Source organism: Pikeienuella sp. (assembly GCF_046290545.1).
GTDB lineage: Bacteria > Pseudomonadota > Alphaproteobacteria > Rhodobacterales > Rhodobacteraceae > Pikeienuella.
This window is the reverse complement of record NZ_JBKAGV010000017.1, coordinates 744,325-767,612: the sequence shown is the minus strand read 5'-3', so window position 1 is coordinate 767,612 and position 23,288 is coordinate 744,325. Positions and strand designations below refer to the sequence as shown.

At 69.5% G+C, this 23,288-nt stretch carries 26 protein-coding genes; 17 read left to right on the top strand and 9 right to left on the bottom strand.

Going from position 1 to position 23,288, the window contains the following annotated elements:
* Positions 1–35: 35 nt before the first annotated feature.
* Positions 36–452 (bottom strand): GFA family protein, encoded by a 417-nt coding sequence (locus ACE37J_RS20195; RefSeq protein WP_409715002.1) that lies wholly within the window; start codon positions 450–452, stop codon positions 36–38.
* Between the two features lie 82 nt (positions 453–534).
* A complete protein-coding gene (locus tag ACE37J_RS20190; protein ID WP_409714999.1) occupies positions 535–1,968 on the bottom strand; it encodes an NAD(P)-dependent oxidoreductase in 1,434 nt (477 codons plus the stop codon).
* Between the two features lie 241 nt (positions 1,969–2,209).
* Here ACE37J_RS20190 and ACE37J_RS20185 point away from each other — a divergent pair, with 241 nt between their 5' ends.
* Positions 2,210–3,013, top strand: a complete 804-nt coding sequence (locus tag ACE37J_RS20185) for an undecaprenyl-diphosphate phosphatase (protein ID WP_409714996.1) — start codon at positions 2,210–2,212, stop codon at positions 3,011–3,013.
* A 72-nt stretch (positions 3,014–3,085) separates the two neighbouring features.
* The gene (locus ACE37J_RS20180; RefSeq protein ID WP_409714993.1) at positions 3,086–4,399 is read left to right on the top strand and encodes an alpha/beta hydrolase family protein; all 1,314 of its coding nucleotides are present in this window, start codon (positions 3,086–3,088) and stop codon (positions 4,397–4,399) included.
* Positions 4,400–4,460: 61 nt separating this feature from the next.
* Here the strand turns inward: ACE37J_RS20180 and ACE37J_RS20175 are convergent, their stop codons facing one another.
* Entirely contained in the window at positions 4,461–4,871 is a 411-nt protein-coding gene (locus ACE37J_RS20175; RefSeq protein ID WP_409714990.1) for a MucR family transcriptional regulator, read from the bottom strand.
* Positions 4,872–5,158: 287 nt separating this feature from the next.
* Between ACE37J_RS20175 and ACE37J_RS20170 the strand changes: the two genes are divergently transcribed.
* Complete coding sequence (locus ACE37J_RS20170) at positions 5,159–5,983, top strand: hypothetical protein (protein ID WP_409714987.1); 825 nt, start codon at positions 5,159–5,161, stop codon at positions 5,981–5,983.
* 7 nt (positions 5,984–5,990) lie between these two features.
* Here ACE37J_RS20170 and ACE37J_RS20165 read toward each other — a convergent pair whose 3' ends face one another.
* Positions 5,991–6,494: a GNAT family N-acetyltransferase gene (locus ACE37J_RS20165; RefSeq protein WP_409714984.1), complete on the bottom strand. Its 504-nt coding sequence runs from the start codon at positions 6,492–6,494 to the stop codon at positions 5,991–5,993.
* Between the two features lie 152 nt (positions 6,495–6,646).
* Between ACE37J_RS20165 and ACE37J_RS20160 the strand changes: the two genes are divergently transcribed.
* The 9 genes from ACE37J_RS20160 to ACE37J_RS20120 all read left to right on the top strand — a co-directional run bounded on the left by ACE37J_RS20160 (position 6,647) and on the right by ACE37J_RS20120 (position 12,603).
* Positions 6,647–7,267 carry a flavin reductase family protein gene (locus ACE37J_RS20160; RefSeq protein WP_409714981.1) on the top strand — a complete coding sequence of 207 codons (621 nt, stop codon included), beginning with the start codon at positions 6,647–6,649 and terminating at the stop codon, positions 7,265–7,267.
* Between the two features lie 35 nt (positions 7,268–7,302).
* The gene (locus ACE37J_RS20155; RefSeq protein ID WP_409714978.1) at positions 7,303–8,589 is read left to right on the top strand and encodes a dipeptidase; all 1,287 of its coding nucleotides are present in this window, start codon (positions 7,303–7,305) and stop codon (positions 8,587–8,589) included.
* A 14-nt stretch (positions 8,590–8,603) separates the two neighbouring features.
* A complete protein-coding gene (locus tag ACE37J_RS20150) occupies positions 8,604–9,074 on the top strand; it encodes a thioesterase family protein (protein ID WP_409714976.1) in 471 nt (156 codons plus the stop codon).
* Between the two features lie 90 nt (positions 9,075–9,164).
* Positions 9,165–9,518: a hypothetical protein gene (locus ACE37J_RS20145; RefSeq protein WP_409714973.1), complete on the top strand. Its 354-nt coding sequence runs from the start codon at positions 9,165–9,167 to the stop codon at positions 9,516–9,518.
* Positions 9,519–9,586: 68 nt separating this feature from the next.
* The gene (locus ACE37J_RS20140) at positions 9,587–10,444 is read left to right on the top strand and encodes a branched-chain amino acid aminotransferase (protein ID WP_409714970.1); all 858 of its coding nucleotides are present in this window, start codon (positions 9,587–9,589) and stop codon (positions 10,442–10,444) included.
* Complete coding sequence (locus ACE37J_RS20135; RefSeq protein ID WP_409714967.1) at positions 10,444–10,845, top strand: ketosteroid isomerase-related protein; 402 nt, start codon at positions 10,444–10,446, stop codon at positions 10,843–10,845. The genes ACE37J_RS20140 and ACE37J_RS20135 overlap by 1 nt, the downstream gene beginning before the upstream one ends.
* Positions 10,842–11,432: a GNAT family N-acetyltransferase gene (locus ACE37J_RS20130; RefSeq protein WP_409714964.1), complete on the top strand. Its 591-nt coding sequence runs from the start codon at positions 10,842–10,844 to the stop codon at positions 11,430–11,432. The genes ACE37J_RS20135 and ACE37J_RS20130 overlap by 4 nt, the downstream gene beginning before the upstream one ends.
* On the top strand, positions 11,429–12,313 hold the full coding sequence (locus ACE37J_RS20125; RefSeq protein ID WP_409714961.1) for a carbon-nitrogen hydrolase family protein: 885 nt from the start codon (positions 11,429–11,431) through the stop codon (positions 12,311–12,313). The genes ACE37J_RS20130 and ACE37J_RS20125 overlap by 4 nt, the downstream gene beginning before the upstream one ends.
* Positions 12,314–12,408: 95 nt before the next feature.
* The gene (locus ACE37J_RS20120; RefSeq protein WP_409714958.1) at positions 12,409–12,603 is read left to right on the top strand and encodes a hypothetical protein; all 195 of its coding nucleotides are present in this window, start codon (positions 12,409–12,411) and stop codon (positions 12,601–12,603) included.
* A 19-nt stretch (positions 12,604–12,622) separates the two neighbouring features.
* On the opposite strand, the gene ACE37J_RS20115 is transcribed toward ACE37J_RS20120, so the two are convergent.
* Positions 12,623–13,837, bottom strand: coding sequence for a urate hydroxylase PuuD (locus ACE37J_RS20115; protein ID WP_409714955.1), 1,215 nt, complete (start codon positions 13,835–13,837; stop codon positions 12,623–12,625).
* On the bottom strand, positions 13,838–14,173 hold the full coding sequence (gene uraH, locus ACE37J_RS20110) for a hydroxyisourate hydrolase (RefSeq protein ID WP_409714952.1): 336 nt from the start codon (positions 14,171–14,173) through the stop codon (positions 13,838–13,840).
* A 108-nt stretch (positions 14,174–14,281) separates the two neighbouring features.
* On the opposite strand from uraH, the gene puuE reads away from it, so the two are divergent.
* From puuE to ACE37J_RS20095, 3 genes are read left to right on the top strand one after another with little or no spacing between them, the layout of a single operon-like run.
* Positions 14,282–15,709 (top strand): allantoinase PuuE, encoded by a 1,428-nt coding sequence (puuE, locus tag ACE37J_RS20105; protein WP_409714949.1) that lies wholly within the window; start codon positions 14,282–14,284, stop codon positions 15,707–15,709.
* Positions 15,709–16,530, top strand: a complete 822-nt coding sequence (locus tag ACE37J_RS20100) for a bifunctional allantoicase/(S)-ureidoglycine aminohydrolase (protein ID WP_409714946.1) — start codon at positions 15,709–15,711, stop codon at positions 16,528–16,530. Before puuE ends, ACE37J_RS20100 begins: the two co-directional genes overlap by 1 nt.
* Positions 16,527–17,015 (top strand): ureidoglycolate lyase, encoded by a 489-nt coding sequence (locus tag ACE37J_RS20095; RefSeq protein WP_409714943.1) that lies wholly within the window; start codon positions 16,527–16,529, stop codon positions 17,013–17,015. Before ACE37J_RS20100 ends, ACE37J_RS20095 begins: the two co-directional genes overlap by 4 nt.
* A 278-nt stretch (positions 17,016–17,293) precedes the next feature.
* Here ACE37J_RS20095 and ACE37J_RS20090 read toward each other — a convergent pair whose 3' ends face one another.
* Together ACE37J_RS20090 and ACE37J_RS20085 are read right to left on the bottom strand one after the other, a co-directional pair.
* The gene (locus tag ACE37J_RS20090) at positions 17,294–18,199 is read right to left on the bottom strand and encodes a DMT family transporter (protein WP_409714940.1); all 906 of its coding nucleotides are present in this window, start codon (positions 18,197–18,199) and stop codon (positions 17,294–17,296) included.
* A gap of 77 nt (positions 18,200–18,276) precedes the next feature.
* Positions 18,277–19,035: an SDR family oxidoreductase gene (locus ACE37J_RS20085; RefSeq protein WP_409714937.1), complete on the bottom strand. Its 759-nt coding sequence runs from the start codon at positions 19,033–19,035 to the stop codon at positions 18,277–18,279.
* A gap of 95 nt (positions 19,036–19,130) precedes the next feature.
* On the opposite strand from ACE37J_RS20085, the gene ACE37J_RS20080 reads away from it, so the two are divergent.
* Together ACE37J_RS20080 and ACE37J_RS20075 are read left to right on the top strand one after the other, a co-directional pair.
* Positions 19,131–20,048 (top strand): PilZ domain-containing protein, encoded by a 918-nt coding sequence (locus ACE37J_RS20080; RefSeq protein ID WP_409714934.1) that lies wholly within the window; start codon positions 19,131–19,133, stop codon positions 20,046–20,048.
* A 103-nt stretch (positions 20,049–20,151) separates the two neighbouring features.
* Positions 20,152–21,168 carry a PilZ domain-containing protein gene (locus tag ACE37J_RS20075; RefSeq protein WP_409714931.1) on the top strand — a complete coding sequence of 339 codons (1,017 nt, stop codon included), beginning with the start codon at positions 20,152–20,154 and terminating at the stop codon, positions 21,166–21,168.
* Here ACE37J_RS20075 and pnp read toward each other — a convergent pair.
* Positions 21,123–23,243, bottom strand: coding sequence for a polyribonucleotide nucleotidyltransferase (pnp, locus tag ACE37J_RS20070; protein ID WP_409714928.1), 2,121 nt, complete (start codon positions 23,241–23,243; stop codon positions 21,123–21,125). The genes ACE37J_RS20075 and pnp overlap by 46 nt on opposite strands.
* Positions 23,244–23,288: the final 45 nt, after the last annotated feature.

The window sequence follows — 23,288 nt, the reverse complement described above, 5'->3', positions numbered from 1 at the left end:
CGGCGGCGGTTGAATTCAGGCGGCGGCGCGGCCTTTCACCCCGCCATGCCGATGGAGGCGAGGAACTCCGCCTCCGTCATGCGCTCGTGGTCGCCCGCAAGCGCGTAGAGGGCGGGCTTCGCGTCGATGTAGATCTCGCCGATGAAGCGCGCGCCATCCCAGCTTTCCAGCGAACCGGCGGCGACATGCATCGCCCCGTCCGCCTTCGACCGGTAGAAGAGCGAGGAGCCGCAGCGGCGGCAGAAGGCGCGCTCCGCCCAGTCGGAGGAGGCGTAGGTCTCGATCATCTCCTCGCCCGTGAAGGCGATCTCCTCCGGCTTCGCCTCGAAGCTGAGGTTGATCCCGCCGGTCCAGGCGCGGCACATCCCGCAATGGCAGGAGCCGACTTCCACGGCGTCCTTCCTCACCTCGTAGCGGACGGCGCCGCAGAGGCACTTTCCCTTGAAGCTCACGTCATGTCTCCTTCGATCCGCGCCCGATCGGCGCGAGGGGGAGCATGCCGCCCGAAGCTGACAGGGGATGGCGCCAGCATGGTCATTGCGCGGCGATGGCGGCGGCGGCGTCGAACTCGGCCAGCATCGCGTCCGCCGCCTCCCGCCCGTCCCGGATCGCCCAGACGACGAGGGAGGCGCCGCGCACGATGTCGCCCACGGCCCAGACGCCGGGGAGCGCGGTGCGGTGGGTGCGGAAATCCGCCTTCACCGTGCCCCAGCGGGTGACTTCGAGGCCGGGCTCGCCCCAGAGCCGAGGCAGCTCCTCCGGCTCGAAGCCGAGCGCCTTGATGACGAGATCCGCCTTCACCGTCTCTTCGGAGCCCGGAATCTCCTCCGGCGTCTGCCGCCCGGTCTGGTCCGGCGCGCCGAGGCGGATGCGGATCATGCGCACGCCCGTCACCGCGCCCTCGCCGAGGAAACCCTTCGGCGCGGATTGCCAGACGAACTCGACGCCCTCCTCCTCCGCGTTCTGCACCTCGCGCTGGGAGCCGGGCATGTTCGCCCGGTCGCGCCGGTAGAGGCATTTCACGGAGGTCGCGCCCTGCCGCACGGCCGTGCGCACGCAGTCCATCGCCGTGTCGCCGCCGCCGATCACCACGACGTCCTTGCCTTCGGCGTTCAGCATGCCCGAATCGAATTCGGGGACATCATCGCCGAAGCTCTTGCGGTTGGAGGCGGTGAGATAGTCGAGCGCCTGCACGATGCCGCCGAGGCCGGAGCCGGGCCCGCCCACGTCCCGCGCCCTGTAGACGCCGGTGGCGACGAGCACGGCGTCATGGCGGGCGCGAAGCTCGCCGAAGCCGATGTCCCGCCCGATCTCGCAGTTGAGGACGAATTCGACCCCGGCCTCCTCGAACTGGGCGTTCCGCTGCATGACGACCGGCTTTTCCAGCTTGAAGCCCGGGATGCCGTAGGTCATCAGCCCGCCCGCCCGGTCATGCCGGTCATAGACGGTCACCTGCACGCCCGCGCGGCGCAGACGGTCCGCCGCCGCGAGGCCGCCGGGGCCGGCGCCGATGATTCCGACGCTTTCGGGCCGCTCCGCCGCCGGGCGGATCGGGGCGACCCAGCCTTCCTCGAAGGCGGTGTCGGTCAGGTATTTCTCGATGGCGCCGATCGTCACCGTGCCGTGGCCGGATTGCTCGATGACGCAATTGCCCTCGCAGAGACGGTCCTGCGGGCAGATGCGGCCGCAGATCTCGGGGAAGGTGTTCGTCTCCTGGCTCAGCTCGTAGGCCTCGCGGAGGCGGCCCTCGGCGGTAAGCTTCAACCAGTCAGGAATGTTGTTGTGGAGCGGGCAATGCGACTGGCAGAAGGGCACGCCGCATTGCGAGCAGCGTGCGGCCTGCTCCGCCGCCTTGTCCCGCGCGTACTGGCGATAGATCTCGTGGAAATCCTCGCGCCGGGCCTCCGCCGCGCGCTTCTCGGGCGTCTCCCGCTCGACATCCACGAATTTGAGCATGCGCTGCGCCATGGCCGCCTCCCGCTACGATCTCCGTCGCTGGGGCTCCTTATCGCCCCTTCGCGCGCAATAAAAGTAATATCTTCTGACCTATATGAGATGGAAAACGCCGATGTGTGCGATTCTCCATCGTGGCGCATGATTTTTATGTCAGCAATAATGACCTATCATCGATTCTTCCCCGAAAGCGCCGCCCGGCCTAGGCTGCGTACGCGGTCGCGAATCAGCGCCGCGCCGCCTTGTGGACCCGCCGATGCCCTTCCTCCACCTCGTGATCCTCGCGCTGATCCAGGGGGTGACGGAGTTCCTGCCGATCTCCTCCTCCGGCCATCTCGCACTCTATCCGCTGCTGACCGGGGCGCAGGACCAGGGGCTGAAGCTGGACGTGGCGACGCATATCGGCTCGCTTGCGGCGGTGATGCTCTATTTCCGCGCGGATGTCGCTATGGCGGCGCGGGGGGCGCTGCGGGTGCTGCGCTGGGACCTGATGAACCGGGAGGCGCATCTGGCGCTCCTCCTCCTCGTCGCCACCGTTCCGGCGGTGCTCGCTGGCGGCGTCATCGCCGCGCTCGGCTGGGCGGAGGCGCTGCGCTCGCTCGCCGTGATCGGCTGGGCGACGTTGATCGGCGGCCTCCTCCTCTTCCTCGCGGACCGCTACGGCCGGATGGAGAAGAGGGAGGCGGGGTGGACGCTGAAGGATGCGGCGCTCATCGGCCTCGCGCAGGCGGCGGCGCTGGTGCCAGGGGTCAGCCGCTCCGGGATCACCATCACGGCGGCGCGGGCGCTCGGCTATGCGCGGGTGGACGCCGCGCGCGTCTCCTTCCTCATGTCGATCCCCGTCACGCTCGCCGCCGCTCTCCTCGTCCTTGTCGAGGTGGCGGAGAGCGGGAACACGGCCCTGCAGGCGGATGTCGCGGTCGCCGCGGTCCTTTCCTTCGTCGCGGCCTATGCCGCCATCGCGCTGTTCCTGAAAATGTTGCGCACGTGGTCGATGAACGTCTTCGTCGTCTACCGGCTCATCCTCGGGGCCGGGCTGCTCTACCTCGCCTATGCGTGACGCCGGGTTTTCGTTGATCCGTCGCGCGCGGGGGCTAAGGTCTCGCCAAAGACCAACAGGAAGGAACGCCCCATGTTTCGCGCCCCGGCCCTTGCGGCCGCGATGATGCTCGCCGCCCTGCCCGCCCTTGGCGAGAACCGGATCGACGGCCAGCGGCCGGACGCTCCGGCCCTCGCCGCCTATGGCGCGCTCCCCGTCGGGGTGCGCACCATCGAGATCGTGGACGAGGGGCGGGTGAACATCGTCGCCATCGACCCCGCCGCCCCGAAGCCCGATCCGCTGCCGACCTATGACCGGGCGCTGACCGTCGAGGTCTGGTATCCGGCCGCCGAGGGCGCGACGGGGGAAACGAGCTTTCCCGCTCTCATCCGCGACGGCAAGACGACGGTGACGCTGCATGGCCGCGCGATGCGGGACGCGGCGCCGGGAACGGGGCGCTGGCCGCTCGTCATTGTCTCGCACGGCTATCCGGGCAACCGCTATCTCCTCTCCCATCTCGCGGAGAACATCGCCTCCAAGGGCTATGTCGTCGCCTCGATCGACCATCGCGACTCGACCTACGAGGACAGGACGGCCTTCGGCTCGACGCTCTACAACCGGCCCTTCGACCAGCTTTTCACGCTGAACGAGATGGAGCGGCTGGGGGGCGACCCGGCGAGCTTTCTCAACGGGATCGTCGACCCCTCCAACACCGGTCTCGTCGGCTATTCCATGGGCGGCTATGGCGCCGTCATCACCGCCGGGGGCGGGGTGACGCAGACCTCGGTGGACTACGCCTGGGGCACGCCGCACGGGACGCTCGCCGTCCATCTTTCGGGCTCGGAGAGCCATGCGACGATGCCCGACCCGCGGTTCAGGACCGTGATCGCCTTCGCGCCATGGGGGCTTACGCGCGCCTTCTGGGATGCGGAGACGCTGAAGGGCGTGAAGCTGCCGATCCTCTATGTCGCCGGCTCGGTGGACGACGTTTCGGGCTATTCGCCCGGCGTGCGGACGATGTGGGAGGCCTCGACGGGCGTGGACCGGGCGCTCCTCACCTTCGACAACGCCAACCACAACGCCGCCGCGCCCTACCCCGCGCCGGCGGAAGGCCGGGAGGTGGACCCAGATCTCGGCTTCGCGCCCTTCGACCATTATGCGGACCCGGTCTGGGATACGGTGCGGATGAACAACATCGCGCAGCATTTCGCCACCGCATGGCTCGACGCGCATCTGAAGGGGGACGCGGAGGCGACGACCTATCTGGAGCTCGTTCCCAACGCCAACGAAGGCGTCTGGGCGATGAACGAAGACGGGACGCCGAAGCCGGAGCACACGCACTGGAAGGGCTTCCAGAACCGCACGGCGAAGGGCCTCCGCTACGAGACGCTGAAGGCCCGGGAGTAGGAACGGAAACGGCGCGCCCGGACCGGGCGCGCCGCTTTCTCCACTCGGGGAGGCGAACCGATCAGGAGGCCTTCTTGCGGCCCAGCCCGATCTTCTTCGCCAATTCCTGGCGCTTGCGCGCATAGGCGGGCGCGACCATCGGATAATCCGAGGCGAGGCCCCATTTCGCGCGATATTCCTCCGGCGTCATGTCGTAGGACGTCTTCAGATGCCGCTTGAGCATCTTCAGCTTCTTCCCGTCCTCAAGGCAGACGATGTGATCGTCGAACACCGACTTCTTCACCGGGACGGCGGGGATGAGTTCCTCGGCCGGCTCCTCCTTGGGGTGGGCAAGACCGGCGAGCGTGGCGAAGACCGATTCGATCATCGTCGTCAGGTCCGCCTGATTCACCGCGTTGTTCGAAACGTGCGAGGATACGATCTCCGAGGTGAGCGCCAGTATCTCCGACCGGTCCAGTTGATCTTCGGCCAATTTCAGTCTCCTGCTGCGAGAGATGACAAGGTATTCCCTGCCCTGTTTACGCGCTACTTCCATGCTCCCCGTTCTACTCGACGGCGTTGACATGCGCTTTCACGCAAAGCGTAGCGAACTCTCTTCTAATGCCATACGTGGCGATTGCAAGCCCCTGTTACTTTGCAAAGATCGCCTATTCCTCGGAGTCGTCGCCGTAGCGACAGGCGCGGTATTTTCATTTTGCGACTCTGTTGATAGCGCGCTACGGCGCGGCTATCTGATCGATATGTTCTCGGGGGGACGACATGCGCTTCGCATCGGCCGATGAGGCGCTCCGCGCCGCGCTGGCGGCGGGAGGCGCGGGGCCGATCGCGATCCTCCTCTGCGAGGACGGGCTCCTTGCCGCGGACAGCGCGGCGCATCTTCTCGGGCTCGGCGCGGCCGCGATCCTCACCCTGGGCCCCGAGGCTCCGGCGGAGGGACCCAGCCTCTTCGCCGCGCCGGCCACGCTCCATGACGCCGCGGCGCGCGCCGCGCTCCTGACGCGGATCATCAGGGCCGCGGCGGGACGGTGGCTGCTGATCGCATTCAACGGGGAGTTCCCCTATCACCCCTTCGCGGAGACTCGGCCGCTGCCGGCGCTTATCGAGTTCCTCGGGACGGAGCGGCGCCGCGCGGCGATGGGCTGCGCCATCGACCTCTATGACGACGGAATGATCGGCGGCGGCGCGCCGAACCTCGCCGCCGCCTGTTTCGACGCGGACGGATGGTACGGGTTCGAGCGCGAGGGCCGGCTCGCGGACGTGCGCGGCGGGCTCGGCTGGCGGTTCGAGGACCATGCGCCGCCCGCGCTCGCGCGCGTCAACCGGCCCGTGCTCTTCCGCGCGGAGGAGGGATTGGAGATCGGGCCCGACCTCTGGCTTTCGGACCCGGAGATGAACGCCGCCTCCTGCCCCTGGCACCTGAGCCCGACGCTCGCCGTGATGTCCTACCGCCGCACGCGGCGGCTCCTCGCCCATCCGGCGATGCGCGGGCTGGCGACGCTGACCTGGCCGAAGACCGCGCGGTTCGAATGGCGGGCGGGGCAGCTGGTGCGGCTTGGCATGATCGAGGAGGGACAGTGGTTCTGACAGCCCCTCAGGCTTCCGACCAGCGCCGGACCTCGCCCTCCACTCCGTCAAAGGCGCCGGGCTCCAATGCGCGGGCGAGAAGGCGGTCCGGGTTCGTGGGCGGCGGGAAGGAAAGGGCGCGCGCCGTCTCCCTCCCGAACCCGAAGCGGCGGTAATAGGGCTCGTCCCCGACGAGGACGACGCGGCTCCATCCGGCCTCCCGCGCCCGGCCCAGCGTCTCGTGCAGGAGGAGCGCGCCGAGCCCCTCACCCTGACGCGTGGGGTGGACAGCGACCGGGCCGAGGAGAAGCGCGGGCGCGCGCCCCTCCCCGATCCGGACCGGCCAATAGCGGATTGCGCCGCCGACGGCGCCGAATTCGTCTCTCGCCAGAAGGCAGAGCGGCGCTATGGGGGCCACACCGTCCCGCAGCCGGTAGGAAGAGAGCGCGCGGCGGCCTGGCGCGAAGCAGAGATCGTAGAGGAACTCAACTTCGTCGGAATCGGCGGGGCCCTCCTCGCTCAGGGTGAACATCGCGCGCCGCTCCCCGCCTGCCGCGGGGTTCTGCGCCCCGCTTCGCCCCCCGGCTCTTGCGCCGGACCGGGGGGGCGGTAGCATGGCCCGCGGCGCGCCGTCCAGCGCGCGCCGGCCAGCGCCCTCGGGGCGCCGCGAGAGAAGGGAAGACCATGTTCTACAGACCGGGGCAGGACGAACACGGCCTGCCACGCAATCCGTTCAATGCGCTCATCACGCCGCGGCCCATCGCCTGGGTCTCCACCCGCGCGGCGGACGGGACGACAAATCTCGCGCCCTTCAGCTTCTTCAACGGCGCGGCCTATGAGCCGCCGATCGTCTCCATCGCCTTCACCGGCGCGAAGCTCGGCGCACACAAGGGGGAGCGGAAGGATACGCTCGCCAACATCCGGGAGACGAAGGATTTCGCCGTCAACATCGTGCCCTCCGCGCTCAAGGACGCGATGAACGCGTCGGCCGGGCATTTCGGGATCGGAGAGAGCGAATTCGCCGCCGCCGGCGTCACGGAGGCGCCCTGCGAGACGATCACCGCGCCGCGCGTCGCCGAGAGCCCGGCCTGTTTCGAATGCCGGCTCGTCCGCCTTGTCGAATTGCCGAACGAGGGGCCGGGGGAGAACGTCACGGTCTTCGGCCGCGTGCTCGGCGTTCACATTTCCGAAAGCATCCTGACCGACGGTTTCGTGGACCCGACGAAGTTCCACCCGCTCGCGCGCATGGGCTATCTCGACTACGCGACGATCACCGAAGTCTTCGCCATGAGCCGGCCGGACTGAACCCGCCGACGGAGCCCTGAGGCCGGACAACCCAGATGCCGCAAGACAGGCGCAGCCTTCCGAGGGGCCTTCCCGGAGCCATCGCGCGGATCGCGGAGCGGGTGTCGAACCGCTGCGAGAAGCGGGACCTTCCGTTCCACGAGGCGGCGAAGGGCCTCTTCCTCGCCGATCTCCATGCGGACACGCTGCTCTGGGGGATCGAGCCGCTCGCGCCGCGCTCGGGCGGGCATGTGGACGGGCCGCGGCTCGCCGCCTCCGGCCTCGGCCTCCAGGTCTTCGCCGCGCCGACATGGACGCCCCTGCCCTTCCGCAAGGAGGACGCGCGGATCGTGGTGAACGCGCGGGGCTTCGACCAGTCCCACGCCCTGTTCCCGACGGAGATGTTCACTGCCGGCCGGCCGCACGGATTGAAGCGGCGGCGCGCGCTCCGCATCGCGCGGCGCTTCCATGAGATGATCGAGGCGAGCGAGGACCGGCTCGCCCCGTTCCGCGCCGTGCCGGTGCTGGAGCCGGGGGATATCGACCGGCTCGGCCTCCCGGCGCCCGGGCGGCGGGAAGTCGGGGTGATGCTGGCGCTCGAGGGCCTCCACTGGGTGCGGGCGGAGGCGGAGCGGGAGAAGGTGGAGCGGGCGGTGACGGAGCTGCACGCCGCCGGCTACCGCATGATTGCGCCGACGCATCGCTTCTCCAACGGGCTCGGCGGCTCGAACGAGGATTCGGACGGGCGGGTGGGGCTTTCCCGCGCCGGGCGGCGCTTCGTGAAGACCTGCCTCAAGATGCGCATCGTGCTCGACCTCGCGCACGCCTCCCCGGCGCTGATCCGCGAGGCCTGCGGCATCGCGCTGAGCCGGGAGGACGGGGCGCGGCCCGTGATCGTCAGCCATTGCGGGCTCCGCGCGGTGCATCCTTCCTCCCGCAACCTTTCGGTCGGGGATGTGCGCGCCGTCGCGGCGACGGGGGGAATGATCGGGATCGGCTTCTGGGACGAGGCGATGGGCTGGGCGCCAAAGGCCCCGTTTCCGGAGAAGATGGCCCGGATCGTGGAGAGCTTCCGCGCCGCGCTCGGCATCCTTTCGGCGGAGGAGTTCGCGGAGGAGATGGAGGGCCGCTATGGCCGCTATGACCCCTACGAGCATCTCGGCTTCGGATCGGATTTCGACGGGGCGGTGACGACCGCCTTCGACGTGACGGGGGTCAGCCACGTCGTCGCCGCGCTCGCCGCGGCGGAGGACGGTGCGGGCGCGCCCCTCTTCCCGCCGGAGAAGCTCACCCTTGTCGCCGGGGGCAATGCGCGCCGCGTGCTGAAGGCGGCGATGAGCTGACGGGGGAGAGGCCGATGCTTGAACTGCGCCGGACCTGCCCCGGCTCCTGGGTCGATTTCAACGGCCATATGCGGGACGCCTATTACGTCCTCCTCGTCTCCTTCGCCAATGACCGGCAGATGGACGAGCTCGGCATGGGGCCGACCTATCTGGCCTCGACGGGGCGCACGCTCTTCAACCTCGACAACCGCATCCGCTATCTCCGCGAGGCGAAGGCGGGGGACAGGCTGGCGGCGCGGCAGCGGCTGATCGACCACGATGCGAAGCGCATCCATCTCCATACGCTGATCGTGAACCTCTCGACGGAGGCGGTTCTCGCCGTCAACGAGGCGGTGCTCTTGCATGTGGACCGGGACGGCGGGCCGCGGGCGGAGCCCTTCCCGCCGGAGGTCGCCGCGCTCGTCTCTGCGCGGGCGGCGCGGGATGCGGGGCCGGAGCCAAGGGAGCGGACCGGGGGCGTGGGGCTCATGCGCCGGGGCGCGTGACCTTTCGCAACCTCCGGTAGGCGGCCGAATTGCGGCGCCCGGCCGGGCTCGCCACGTGAAGAACGTGACGAAAACCGGAAGGAGAGCCCGATGCCCGACTACCGCGTCTACGACATCGAGTGGGCCCCGCCGCCGCCCGAAACGCCCGCAGACAGCTTCGATTTCGCATCCGGGAGCGGGGAGTCGGAGGCCGCCGTTCCGTTCCCCCGGATCATCGACAACACGATGTACGGAAGCAGGACGCCGACGACGGCGGACGTCGACGAACCGCCCGCGCCGTCGACCGGCCAGGACGTGCTCATCGGCGGAACCGGGAACGACACGCTGTTCCTGGAGGATGGCGCGGCGGAGCCACCCGTCGTCGTGAGGATCGTGGGCGATTCCGGCGCGGACGGGATGCTCACGGACGGAGCCACGTTCGACACGGCGCTCGCGCTCTTCTGAGCCCCCGCCCTTGCCCCGCCCGCCGGGGCGCGCTACCGAACCCGCGGCTTGAACGGTGGGAGAGCGCGATGGCGGGGCGGGCGATCTGGACGTATTTCGAGGGGGAATGGCGCGAGGGGGCGACCATGATCCTCGGCGCCGCCGACCACGGCACATGGCTTGGCTCGCTCGTCTTCGACGGTGCGCGGGCCTGGGACGGGATGGCCCCCGACCTCGACCTCCACTGCGCCCGCGTGATCGAGAGCGCGCGCCGCATGGGCCTCCATCCCCGGCAGAATCCGGAGGAGGTGACGGCGCTGGCGCGGGAGGGGATCGCGAAGTTCCCGAAGGGCGCGCATCTCTATATCCGCCCGATGATCTGGGCGAAGGACGGCGGCGCCTTCATGGTCGCCCCGGACCCGGAAAGCGCCACCTTCGCGCTCTGTATCGAGGAGCGGCCGATGGCGGCGCCGGCGGGAATCTCGATGGGCGAGACGCGCTTCCGCCGCCCGACGCCGGACTGCATGCCGACGGACGCGAAGGCCGCCTGCCTTTATCCGAACAACGCGCGGATGCTGGCCGAGGTCGCGGCGCGCGGCTTCCAGAACGCCATCGTTCGCGACGCGCTCGGCAATGTGGCGGAGACGGCGACCTCCAACATCTTCCTCGCACGCGACGGCGTGGCGATGACGCCTATCCCGACCGGGTGCTTCCTCGACGGGATCACGCGCCAGAGGGTGATCGGGCTCCTCCGCGCGGACGGCGTGGAAGTGGTGGAGCGGACGCTGACGATGCGGGACTTCCTGGCGGCGGACGAGGTTTTCACCACCGGGAACGCGATGAAGGTCATGCATGTGACGAAGCTGGAAGACCGGGACTTCCAGCACGGGCCGGTCGCGCGGCGGGCGCGGGAGCTTTACTGGGACTATGCGGCGGGGGCTGTGTGATGGAGACGCGGGCGCTGATCGAGAGATACTATGCGGCCTTCAATGCGGGGGATATGGGCGGGATGCTCGCCTGCCTGGCGGACGATGTGCGGCATGACGTGAACCAGGGCGCAAGCCGCTACGGCAAGACGGCCTTCGCCGAGTTTTGCGCGCACATGACCCGCTGCTATCGGGAGCGGCTGGATCACATCGTCATCATGGTCTCGCCAAACGGCGACCGGGCGGCGGCGGAGTTCATGGTCCATGGCGAATACCTCGCGACCGACGAAGGGCTGCCGGAGGCGAAGGGGCAGCGCTATCTCCTGCCGGGCGGAACCTTCTTCGAAGTGTCAGGCGGGCTGATCCGCCGCGTCACCACCTATTACAATCTCCCGGACTGGGAGCGGCAGGTGATCGGGTGAGCCTGCGCGTCGCGCCGATCCCGGCGGAGGCGGTTTCCGCCGCGCTGGAGGATGTGGCGCGGCTCCGCATCGCCGTCTTTCGCGACTGGCCCTATCTCTACGAGGGCGACCTCGACTATGAGCGCCGGTATCTGGAACCCTATGCGAACAGCCCCGGCGCGGTGATCGTCGGCGCCTGGGACGAGGCGCGGCTTGTCGGGGCCGCGACCGGCGCGCCGCTCGAGGACCATGCGGCGGAATTCGCTGCGCCCTTCGCGGCGAGCGGGCGGCGCGTGGAGGATTATTTCTACTGCGCCGAATCCGTGCTCCTGCCGGACTATAGAGGCCTTGGAGCCGGCAAGGCGTTCTTCATCCACCGGGAGGCGCAGGCCCGCGCGCTCGGGCGCCGCAAGGTCGCCTTTTGCGCCGTGATCCGCCCGGCGGACCACACGGCGCGGCCCGCGGGTTATTCCCCGCTCGACGGGTTCTGGCAGGCGATCGGCTATCGCAGCGCCGAGGGGCTCCGCGCCCGGTTCTCGTGGCGGGACATCGGCGATGCGGCGGAGACGGAGAAGGAGATGCAGTTCTGGGAAAGGACGCTGGAATGACGAAGGTCGCCGCCGCCGCCTATCCGCTCTCCCCGCTCGCGGACTGGGCGGAATACGAGGCCAAGCTCTCCCGCTGGGTCGGCGAGGCGGCGGGGGTGGGTGCGCGGCTCCTGCTCTTCCCGGAATATGGCGGGGCGGAGATCGCCACGCTCGGCGGACGGCGGTGGGGGACCGATCATTTCGGGATGATCGACGCGATTACGGAGGGGCTGGACGAGGCCAACCGCATCCTCACGCGCCTCGCCGGAGAGCATGGCGTTCATATCCTGACGGGCTCCGCCCCGATTCGCGAGGGCGGGCGGATCCTGAACCGGGCCTTCCTGATCGGCCCAGAGGGCGGGCTCGCGCCGGTGGACAAGCTGATGCCGACCCGCTGGGAAAGGGAGGCGCTGGGGATGCGGGGCGGCGGCGCGACGCAGGTCTTCGAGACGGCGCTCGGGCCCGTCGGCTGCGCGATCTGCTATGACAGCGAGTTCCCGCTTGTCTCGCGGGCGCAGGCGGAGGCGGGGGCGCGGCTCCTCCTTGTCCCCTCCTGCACCGAGACGGAGGCGGGATATTGGCGGGTGCGGATCGGCGCGATGGCGCGGGCGCTCGAAAGCCAGTTCTGGGTCGTCCATTCGCCGCTGATCGGAAACAATGACTGGGCGGAGATGGTGGAGACGAATGTGGGCGCCGCGGGCGTCTACGGCCCGCCCGATATGGGCTTTCCGGCGACGGGCGTCGCCGCGCTCGGCGGTCGGGAAGAGCCGGGCTGGGTGATCCATGACTGCCCGGACGGGCCGGTGGAGCGGGTACGGCGCGAGGGCGGTGTGCTGAACCATCTGCACTGGGCGGAGCAGGATGCGCGGCTTGCAACTCCGGGGCGGATCGCCCTGCGCTGAGCGCATGGCCGTTTTGCACTGCAACAAAACGATTAGGGTTTCGGGCGCGGCGCCCCCATATTCGAAGCATCGTCATCTGTCGAAAGGATGAACCCATGCATTCCGCACCGCTTCGGCGCGCCGCGAACCGCCTTGAACTCCGCGCGCTCCTCGCGCCAGTCCTCGCCTCGATCTGGGAGAACAAGGACCGGAAGCGCTACGCCGGCATGACCGACGCCGAACTCGCCATGCACGATCTCGACCGCCAGGCGGTCGAGGATCGGCTGCGCCGGCGCTACCGCAAGGGCTGAAGCCCCGGCCCGGGCGGCGTCACTCCGCCGCCGCCCGCGCCCAGGCGACGATCGCCGCCCGCTCCTCCGGCTCCATCCAGGTGAGATTGCCGGGGGGCATGGCGCGGCTGAGGCCGGATTGCAGCAGCACCGCCTCCGCATGGCGGGCGAGATCCGCCTCACTCTCCAGCACCACGCCTTTCGGCGCGGCGGCGAGCCCCTCCCAGGCCGGCTCCGCGGCGTGGCACATCGAGCAGCGCGTCAGCACGATCTCGTGCGCCTCGGCGAAGCCGGGCGCGGCGGCGTAGCGCTGCGCGGCGGGGCCGAGCGCCGCCTCCCCCTCCCGCTCCGGCGCGCCGAGGGAGGAGAGCCAGACGATGAGGAGGAAGAGCGCCGCCGTCGCCCCCCAGGTCCACCACACCATACCCTTCCGCGCATGCATCGTGTTGAAGAAGTGCCGGATCGTCACGCCCATCAGGAACACCAGCGCCGCGATCAGCCAGTTCCACTCGGAGGCGAAGGCGAGCGGGTAGTGGTTCGAGAGCATCAGGAAGATGACGGGGAGCGTCAGGTAATTATTGTGGGTGGAGCGCAGCTTCGCGATCTTCCCGTATTTCGGGTCGGGCTTACGCCCCGCCTTCAGGTCCGCCACCACGACGCGCTGGTTCGGCATGATGACGAGGAAGACATTCGCCGTCATGATCGTCGCCGTGAAGGCCCCGAGATGGAGGAGCGCCGCGCGGCCCGTGAAGACCTGCGCATAGCCCCATGACATGACGAGGAGCAGGAGGAAGAGGAGGAGCATCAGCGCCGTCGGCGTCTCCCCCAGCTTCGAGCGGCAGAGCGCGTCATAGGCGAGCCAGCCGATGGCGAGCGAGCCCGCCGAGATCAGGATGGCGACGCCCTGCGAAAGCGGCATCCGCTCCGCGTCGATGAGATAAAGCTCCGCCCCGGCCCAGTAGACGAGGGCGAGGAGAGCGAAGCCGGAGAGCCAGGTCGAATAGCTCTCCCATTTGAACCAGGTCAGATGCTCCGGCATCGCGGCGGGGGCGACCATGTATTTCTGAACGTGATAGAATCCGCCGCCGTGGACCTGCCATTCCTCCCCCGTCACCCCTTCCGGCATGCCCGCCCGCTTCACGAGGCCGAGGTCGAGCGCGATGAAGTAGAAGGAGGAGCCGATCCAGGCGATGGCGGTGATCACATGCACCCAGCGGACGGCGAATTCGGCCCATGAGAGCAGGAACGGGTCCACTCAGCTCCCCCGATAGGTCGAATAGCCATAGGGCGAGACGAGGAGCGGCACATGGTAGTGCGTCGGCTCCGTCATCATGAAGCGGATCGGCAGGAGGTCGAAGAACGTGTCTCCGTTCCTCGCCCAGTCCCCGACATGGAAGGACAGCTCGTAGAGGCCGGGTTCGAATTCGGCTTCCGGGAGGATGGGCCGGTCCGTCCGCCCGTCCGCATTCGTGGTCAGCATCCGGATGTGCCGTCGCGTCTCCCCCTCGATCCGCCAGAGATCGACCTTCATGCCCGCGGCCGGCCTGCCGCGCGCGGTGTCGAGCACATGGGTCGTCAACCAGCCGGCCATCGCCGCCTCCTTCTTGTCGCAAAGGGAGAATGCGACGGCGCGGGGCGGGAGGAAAGCCCTTGCGCCGCGGCGCGTCATGGTGACGGATCGGGGGGAAAGGAGCCTCCGATGAGCCTCAACCGCTATCCGCGCGACATGCGCGGCCACGGCCCGAACCCGCCCGATCCGCGCTGGCCCGGCGGAGCCCGCATCGCCGTCCAGATCGTCCTCAACTACGAGGAAGGGGGCGAGAATGCGGTGATCCACGGGGATGCGGCCTCGGAGGCGTTCCTTTCGGAGATCGTCGGCGCGCAGCCCTGGCCGGGAATGCGGCACGCCAACATGGAGTCGATCTACGAATACGGCGCGCGCGCCGGGTTCTGGCGGCTCCGGCGGCTCTTCGACGAGTATCGTATCCCCCTCACCGTTTATGGCGTCGCGACCGCGCTCGCCCGCTCGCCGGAGCAGGTGGCGGCGATGGCGGAGTCGGGGTGGGAGATCGCGAGCCACGGGCTCAAGTGGATCGACTATCGGGATCATGCGCCGGAGGCGGAGGGGGCGGACATGGCGGAGGCGATCCGGCTCCATGCCGAGGTCACCGGCGCGCCGCCGCTTGGCTGGTATACGGGCCGCTCCTCTATCGAGACGATACGGCTCGCGGCGGAGACGGGGGCCTTCGCTTACATCGCGGATTCTTATGCGGACGATCTGCCCTACTGGCTGCGCTTCGGGGAGCGGGACCAGCTCATTGTTCCCTATACGCTCGACGCGAACGACATGCGCTTCGCGACGCCGCAGGGGTTCAATGCGGGGGACCAGTTCTTCGCCTATCTCCGGGACAGTTTCGACGCGCTCTATGCCGAGGGGGCGGCGGGCGCTCCGAAAATGCTCTCCGTCGGGCTCCATTGCCGGCTCGTCGGGCGGCCCGGGCGGGTGATGGCGCTCCGGCGCTTCCTCGATCATGCGCTGGCGCATGAGGGGGTGTGGTTCGCGCGGCGGATCGACATTGCGGAGCATTGGGCGCAGGCGCATCCGCCGGCGCCGCGCGAGCGGCCCTCCGAGATGGACCGCGCCGGGTTCGTCGCCCGGTTCGGCGGGATTTTCGAGCATTCGCCCTGGATCGCGGAACGCGCCCATGCGCTGGAGCTCGGCCCGGCGCATGATTGCGCGGCGGGGGTCCACAATGCGCTGGCGCGGATGTTCCGGAGCGCGACCGGGGAGGAGCGGCTCGGCGTCCTCCGCGCGCATCCCGACCTTGCAGGCAAGCTCGCCGCGGCGAAGCGGCTCACGGCGGAGTCGACCGCGGAGCAGGCCTCCGCCGGGCTCGACGCGCTGACCGATCAGGAGCGGGCGCGCTTCACCGCGCTCAACGAGGCCTATGTGGCGAAGCACGGCTTCCCCTTCATCATCGCGGTCAGGGACCATGACAAGGCCGGCATCCTCGCCGCCTTCGAGCGGCGGATCGGGAACGACGGGGAGACGGAATTCGGCGAGGCCTGCCGGCAGGTGGAGCGGATCGCCCTCCTGCGCCTCAAGGCCTTTTTCGGAGAGACATGATGCGCCGCTACGCCACGCCGCCCGCCGGCCTGCCCCCGCAGACCGGGCTGATGACCGACCGGGCGATTTTCACCGACGCCTACGCCGTGATCCCGAAGGGTGTGCAGACGGATATCGTCACGAGCCTCTTCCCCGGCTGGCGCGGGGCGCGGGGCTGGATCCTCGCCCGGCCGATGACCGGCTTCGCGGAGACATTCAGCCAGACGATCATGGAGCTGGAGCCGGGCGGCGGCTCGGACGCTCCGGAGCCGGACAGGGAGGCCGGAACCGCGCTCTTCGTCGTGGAGGGGGCGCTCACGGTGACGCTCGACGGCGCGGCGCAGGGGCTCGGGCCCGGGGGCTTCGCCTATCTGCCGCCGGGGGCGGACTGGCGGATCGTCAATCCGGGCGGAGCGAAGGCGGTGTTCCACTGGATCCGGAAGGCCTGGGAGCCGGCGCCCGGCCTCGGCAAGCCGGACCCGATCTTCACCGCGGACGCATCGGTCGTCCCTTCGCCGATGCCGGATACGGAGGGAGCCTGGGCGACGACGCGGTTCATGGACCCGGCCGACCTCCGGCACGATTTCCACATCACCGTCGTCACCTTCCAGCCGGGCGGGCTCATCCCCTTCGCGGAGACGCATGTGATGGAGCACGGGCTCTATGTGCTCGAAGGCCACGCCGTCTATCGGCTGAACGGGGACTGGGTGGAGGTGGAGGCGGGGGATTTCATGTGGCTCCGCGCCTTCTGCCCGCAGGGCTGCTATGCGGGCGGGCCGGGGCCGTTCCGCTATCTCCTCTACAAGGATGTGAACCGGCATCCGAAGCTGAGGCTGCCGTGAGCCGTCGCATTGTTGCGGAGCGGTTGACGCCGGAGGCCTTCGCGCCGTTCGGGGACGTGATCCGGCTCCGGGCGGCGCCGGACCGGATCATCAACGGGGGGCTCTGCGGGCGGCATCACGACCTCGCGCGGCTCGACATACTTGAGGGCCGCGCCGGGATCAGCCTCTTCGACGCGGCGCCGCGCGCCCTGCCCTATCGGCTCGACCTGATGGAGCGGCACCCGCTAGGAAGCCAGGCCTTCCTGCCGATGAGCCTCACCTCCTTTCTCGTCACCGTGGCGGAGGACGAAGGCGGGGCGCCGGGGCGCCCGCGCGCCTTCCTCACCGCGCCCGGCGAGGGCGTGAACATAGGGCGGGGCGTGTGGCACGGCGTGCTGACGCCGCTCGAAGCGCCCGGCCTCTTCGCGGTGGTGGACCGGATCGGGGAGGGCGCCAATCTCATGGAGGCGCGGATCGACCCGGCATGGGAGATCGTGGGGGGCTAGGCTGAGATCAGAGCCTGCGAAATCCCTGCGCCGAACGTCGGTCTCGCAAGGCCCGAGTGGCGCGCGAAGGGCCGCGGCCTCCCTCGGGTGGCCGCCTTGGAGCGAATGGTTTCAGCGGTTTATGGCGTCACGAACTTTGACAGTTGTGATGATTGCGCCGTTGCGATGCGGCCTCCCTGGCGGGAGGGCGGCCGCGGCCCGGGCTGGTCGCCCGAGCCAAGAGGCGAGCGAAGCGGAGCGCTCCTTGCCCGGCCGGGCTGAGATCTTGGCGGCTCGGGCTAGGCCGCCTTCTTCCGCGCCTCCGCCGCGCGCTGCTGCGCCCGCACCCGCTCCCGCCAGAAGGCGAAGACGCCGGCGCCGATGACGATGGCGCCGCCCGCGATCGTCCAGGGCGAGATGATCTCCCCGAAGACGAAGACGCCCATCATCGAGGCGAAGACGTTCTGGAAATAGGCGAAGGGCTGGATCGCGGAGGCCTCCGCCGCCTCGAAGGCCTTGATGAGAAGGTAGTGCCCGAACATGCCGGTGCAGCAGAGCGTCGCCATCATCAGGATTTCGACCGGCGCCATCTCGGACCAGAACCACGGGCCAATCAGCGTCATCACGGCCGCGCCGCAAATGCCGGTGTAGTAGAAGCTCGTCATCGCATTGTCCGTCCGCGCCACGGCGCGCGTCGCGATGCCGTAGAAGGCGAACATCACCATGCCGACGATGCCGACGATCATGCCATAGCTCAGCGGCTCCGAGCCCGGCCGGATGATGAGCAGCATCCCCGCGAAGCCGACGCCGATGGCCGCCCAGCGGCGCCAGCCGACCTGCTCCCCGAGTAGCGGCCCCGAAAGCGCCACGACCATCAGCGGCCCGAAGGCGAAGATCGCGTGGGTATTGGCGAGGCCGAGGAGCTTGAACGCGAGGATGGCGACGCAGATCTCCAGCGCGAGGTTCACCCCGCGGAAGACCTGGAGCCAGGGCTGCCCGCTCTTCATCGAGACGCGGAAGCCGCCCGCCCGCCAGATCAGGAGAAGGCAGACGCCGCCGAAGGCCCAGTAGCGCCACATCGTCACGAAGACCGGCGAATGGTTCTCCGCCAACGCCTTCGAGAGCCCGTCCTGCAGGGCGAAGATCACGGTCGTCGCCAGCATGAAGAGGACGCCACGGAGGTTGTTCGCATCGGATACGGGCATGATCCGCCTCTTGCTACGGCGGCCGGGCGGGGGACAACCCCCGTTTTTCGCAACCCGGCCCCGCGCCCGACGCGCGACTATTTCAGCTCGTCGAAGCCGAAATAGAAGCGGTTCCAGGTCGGCGCAATCAGCACCTCCGCAAAGCAGACGCGCGGCGGCGCCTCGGCGATGAAGCGGACGGTCGCGCCGAGATCCTCCGCCTGCAGCATCTTGGCCAGATCTTCCGCCGAGGGCGGCTTCGGCCGGGAGGAGAGGATCGGGGTGACCACCTCGCCCGGCATGAGCGCTGTGCAGCGGATGCCGTGCGCGCCCTCCTCCGCATTGATCGATTGCGCGAGCGCGACCACGCCATGCTTCGAAGCGGAATAGGCCGGCCCCACCAGCTTCGAGACATGCCGCCCCGCCCAGGAGGAGGTGAGGATCAGCGTGCCGCCCCCGGCCTTCCGCATGTGCGGCAGCGCGGCGATGACGCCGTACATCACGCCGTTGAGGTTCACGTCCACCACGCGGGCGAAATCCTCGGGCGAGACGACCGAGGTGGAGCGCTTCGGGATGTTGATCCCGGCGTTCGCCACATGGATGTCGAGCGAGCCGCGCGCGGCCGCGATCGCGTCCGCCGCCGCCTTCATCGCCGCGGGGTCCGCCACGTCGAGCGCGCGGGCCTCCGCGGCGCCGCCGGCGGCCGCGATCTCAGCCACGACCCGGTCGAGCTCCTCCTGCCGGCGCCCCGAAACCACGACATGGGCGCCCGCGGCGGCCAGCGCCTTCGCCGCCGCCTCCCCGATGCCGCCGCCGCCGCCGGTGATCCAGGCCGTCTTGCCGCTCAGCGTTCCCATCTCCGTTTCCTCCGTTTCTTGTGACGCGCCGATTCATGCCCTGTTAGCCACGCCGGCGCCATAGTTCGCGCGACCTCCGCAGAAGCCGGGGACCGATGCTCACGCAGAAGGCCGGAACCGCCGCACTTGTCCTCGCTCTCCTCGCCTCGGGGGCGCTGGCGGAGGAATGCGGGCCGCCGCCCGTCGTCCCGCGCGTCGAGGCCGCGCTCTCCGCCGCGCTCTCGGCGCCGGCGGGGGCCGCGCGGGAGGCGGCGTTGGCCGAGGCGACGAAGCTGATTGCCGAGGGTGGCGACGGCTCGCCCGAGATCGACGCCTATCTCCGCAACCGCGCCGCGGCGCGCGCGTTCATCGCCGCCGGCGCGCTCTCAGCCGCGAAGGAGCGCCTCGCCGCCTTCGACTTCCGGCCGCTGGCGCGCAAGGTGGCGGAGGCGGCCGCGGAGGCGGATTGCCCGCCGGGCGAGACCGAGACTGCGCTCCCCGGCGCGGGCGACGGGCTCGGCGAGCCGGCGACGGCTCCGGATCGCTTCGATATGGCGGGCGCGGCTCCGCTCGCGGCGCTCGGCCCGGCGAAGACGCCAGAGGCCGCGTCAGGCCTCGCGAACAAGGCGAGGGCGCTGAAGATCGGGGCGGACAGGCTCGGCGGACTCCTCCTCGCGTTCCTCGTCGCCGCGCCGGCGGCGGCTTTCGTCGCGCATCGTGTGAAGGTCTACCGGCGGCGGCGGGAGGGGCGCTATCTCTGCTACATTCCGGCCGCGCTAGCCGGGCAGTATCGCGACGAGACGGCGATTGTGGTTGATTTCAGCCGAAGCGGGGCGCGGCTCGCGCTCGACGCGCACATCGTCGAAATCGGCGAAGAGGTCGAGATCGACTATGCCGGACTTCAGCGCGCCGCGCACGTCCGCTGGGTGCGGCGGCGGAGCGTCGGCATTCAGCTCGATGAGCCGTTGAGCGACGAGGCGTTCGACAAGGTGATGGACGCCGCGCGCGCCGGGGCGGGGGTGGACCGAGCGTGACCCCATCCTTTCGAGCGTACGCCCCCTCCGGATGCACCAGGCTCCCTTCATCTTCGCTTAGCCATGCGGGCGCAGCGTGATGCTGTCGTGAAGGGAGACCGCTATGAGAGCCTCGCATCCCGTCTTCGCCGCCGTCCTCGCGCTTCTCTGCCTAACGACGACGGCTTCGCCGGCCGCCGCCGCCTGCCGGCTCACGCCGCTCGTGGACGCGCTCGAAGCGGCCCTCGACGCGGCCGCCACGGCCCTGACGGCCGAGGAGCGGGAGGCGGCGCGGGCGGAGGCCGCGCGCCGGATCGAATCGGGCGGAGACGGGACGGTCGATACCGAACTCTATCTAATGAGCCGGCGGGAGGCGCTCGCCGCGCTCGCCGGGGCGCAGCCGCTGGAGGCGGCGGAGCGGCTCGCGCGGTTCGACCTCGCCCGGCTCGCCCCCCGGCTCGACGCGGAAGCCGCGACGGGGGGTTGCGCGCCCGAGGCGGAGCGCGAGAGCGCGGCGAAGGACGCGGGCGCCGCGAAGGAGGGGCTTGGGCAGAGGATCGAGGCGCCCGCGGCCGGGCGCGGCGAGGGCGGGCGCGCCGAGGCGCCTTCGTTGGCGGAGACGCTCGCGGCGATTCCTGCCGACCTGATGCGGCGCGCTTCGGATGCGCCGCCACTGGCACTCCTAGCCGGTGTGGCCGGCCTGCTCCTGGCCCCGGTCGCCGTTCGCCGGTTCCTGCGGCGGAGGCGGCTCGAAGGGCGGTATATCTGCCATCTTCCCGCGCAGGTGAAGCCCGGGGCGATCTGGCATTCCGTCACGATCGCCGACTTCAGCCGTAATGGCGTGAAGGTCTCGGCCCCTCACCTGAATGCGGCCGAGGGCGATAGGATGGAGATTGAGTATCTGGGCGTTGAGCGCATGGCTATGGTGCGCTGGAGCCGCAACGGAAACACCGGCCTGAGGCTCGATTCGCCGCTGACGGACGAGGAATTCGAACAGGTGCTTTCCGCGGCGCAGGAAGGCGCGGGCGCCTTCAGGACCGTTAGTTCAGGCGCCCGCGCCAAGCGGCGCGAGCGCTTTGTTTCACCGGGGCCGGATCACTCCGCCGCCGGCTCCTTCTCCAGCTCCTTGCCGGTCGCCTGATCGACGACCTTCATCGAGAGGCGGACCTTGCCGCGATCGTCGAAGCCCATGAGCTTGACCCAGACTTCCTGGCCTTCCTTCACGAGATCCTTCGGGTTTGAGCCCCGCTCGTAGGACATCTGCGAGACGTGGACGAGGCCGTCCTTCTTCCCGAAGAAGTTCACGAAGGCGCCGAAATCCATGATCTTCACGACCTTGCCCTTGTAGATCCGGCCCTCTTCCGGCTCGGCCACGATGGAATGGATCAGCTCCCGCGCCCGCTCGATCTTCGCGGCGTCGGAGGAGGCGATCTTGATGATCCCCTCGTCGTTGATGTCCACCTTCGCGCCGGATTCCTCGACGATGCCGCGGATGACCTTGCCCCCGGTGCCGATCACTTCGCGGATCTTGTCGGTCGGGATCTGCATCGTCTCGATCCGCGGCGCATGGGCGGAGAATTCCTGCCGCCCCGCGGCGATGGCCTTCGCCATCTCGCCGAGGATGTGGACGCGGGCCTCCTGCGCCTGGCCGAGGGCGACCTTCATGATCTCCTCGGTGATGCCGGCGACCTTGATGTCCATCTGGAGCGAGGTGACGCCGGCGGCGGTGCCCGCCACCTTGAAGTCCATATCGCCGAGATGGTCCTCGTCCCCGAGGATGTCGGTCAGAACGGCGAACTGGCCGTCATCCTGCAGGATGAGCCCCATCGCGACGCCGGCGACGGGCGCCTTCAGCGGCACGCCGGCGTCCATCATCGAGAGGGATGCGCCGCAGACGGTGGCCATCGAGGAAGAGCCGTTCGACTCCGTGATCTCGGAGACGATGCGGATCGTGTAGGGGAAGTCCGTCGGCGCGGGGAGCACGGCCTGGAGCGCGCGCCAGGCGAGCTTGCCATGGCCGATCTCGCGCCGGCCCGGGCCCATCTGCCGCGACGTCTCGCCGACCGAATAGCCGGGGAAGTTGTAGTGCAGCATGAAGTTGGCGCGATACATGCCCTCGAGCGCGTCGATCATCTGCTCGTCGTCGCCGGTGCCGAGCGTGGTGACGACCAGCGCCTGCGTCTCGCCGCGGGTGAAGAGCGCGGAGCCGTGGGTGCGGTTCAGCACCCCGACCTCGGAGACGATCGGGCGGACGGTGACGAGATCGCGCCCGTCGATGCGGCGGCCGGTCTTGACGATGTCGCCGCGCACGACCTCGGCCTCGAGCTCCTTGAAAAGCCCCTTCTTGCCGACCGTCTCGGCCTCCTCCTCCGTCAGCCCCGCGATGATCGTCTCACGCGCGGCGGAGACGGCGGCGTGCCGCTCCATCTTGTCGCTGATGCGGAAGGCATCGCGCATCGCGGCCTCGCCGAGGGCCTTCACCTTGCCGTAGAGCGCGGAATTGTCCTCCGGCTGGAAGTCGAACGGCTCCTTCGCGCAGTCCTCGGCCATGTCGATGATCATGTCGATCACCGGCTGCATCGCCTTGTGGCCGAAGGTCACGGCGCCGAGCATCTCCGCCTCGGAAAGCTCATGCGCCTCGGACTCGACCATCATCACGGCGCCGCGCGTGCCGGCGAGCACCATGTTGAGGCGGCTCTCCTTCACCTCGTCCTGCTTCGGGTTGAGGAGGTAGTTCCCCGCCCCGTCGAAGCCGACGCGCACCGCGCCGATCGGGCCGCGGAACGGGGCGCCGGAGATCGTCAGCGCCGCGGAGGCGGCGACCATCGCGACGATGTCGGGATCGTTCTCGAGATCGTGGCTCAGCACGGTGCAGATCACCTGCGTCTCATGCTTGAAGCCGGGGACGAAGAGCGGGCGGACGGGGCGGTCGATCAGGCGGGAGACGAGCGTCTCCTTCTCCGTCGGGCGCGCCTCGCGCTTGAAGAAGCCGCCCGGAATCTTGCCGGCGGCGTAGTATTTTTCCTGATAATGGACGGTCAGCGGAAAGAAATCGAGGCCGGGCTTCGGCTTCTTCTCGTAGACGACGGCGGCGAGCACCGAGGTCTCGCCGAGCGTGGCGATGACGGCGCCGTCCGCCTGGCGGGCGATCTTGCCCGTCTCCAGCGTCAGCGTCTCGCCGCCCCATTCGATGGACTTGCGGGTGATATTGAACATTCAGTTCCCTTTCGGACGGTCGGCGCCCCCCTGGGTGCGTTCCGC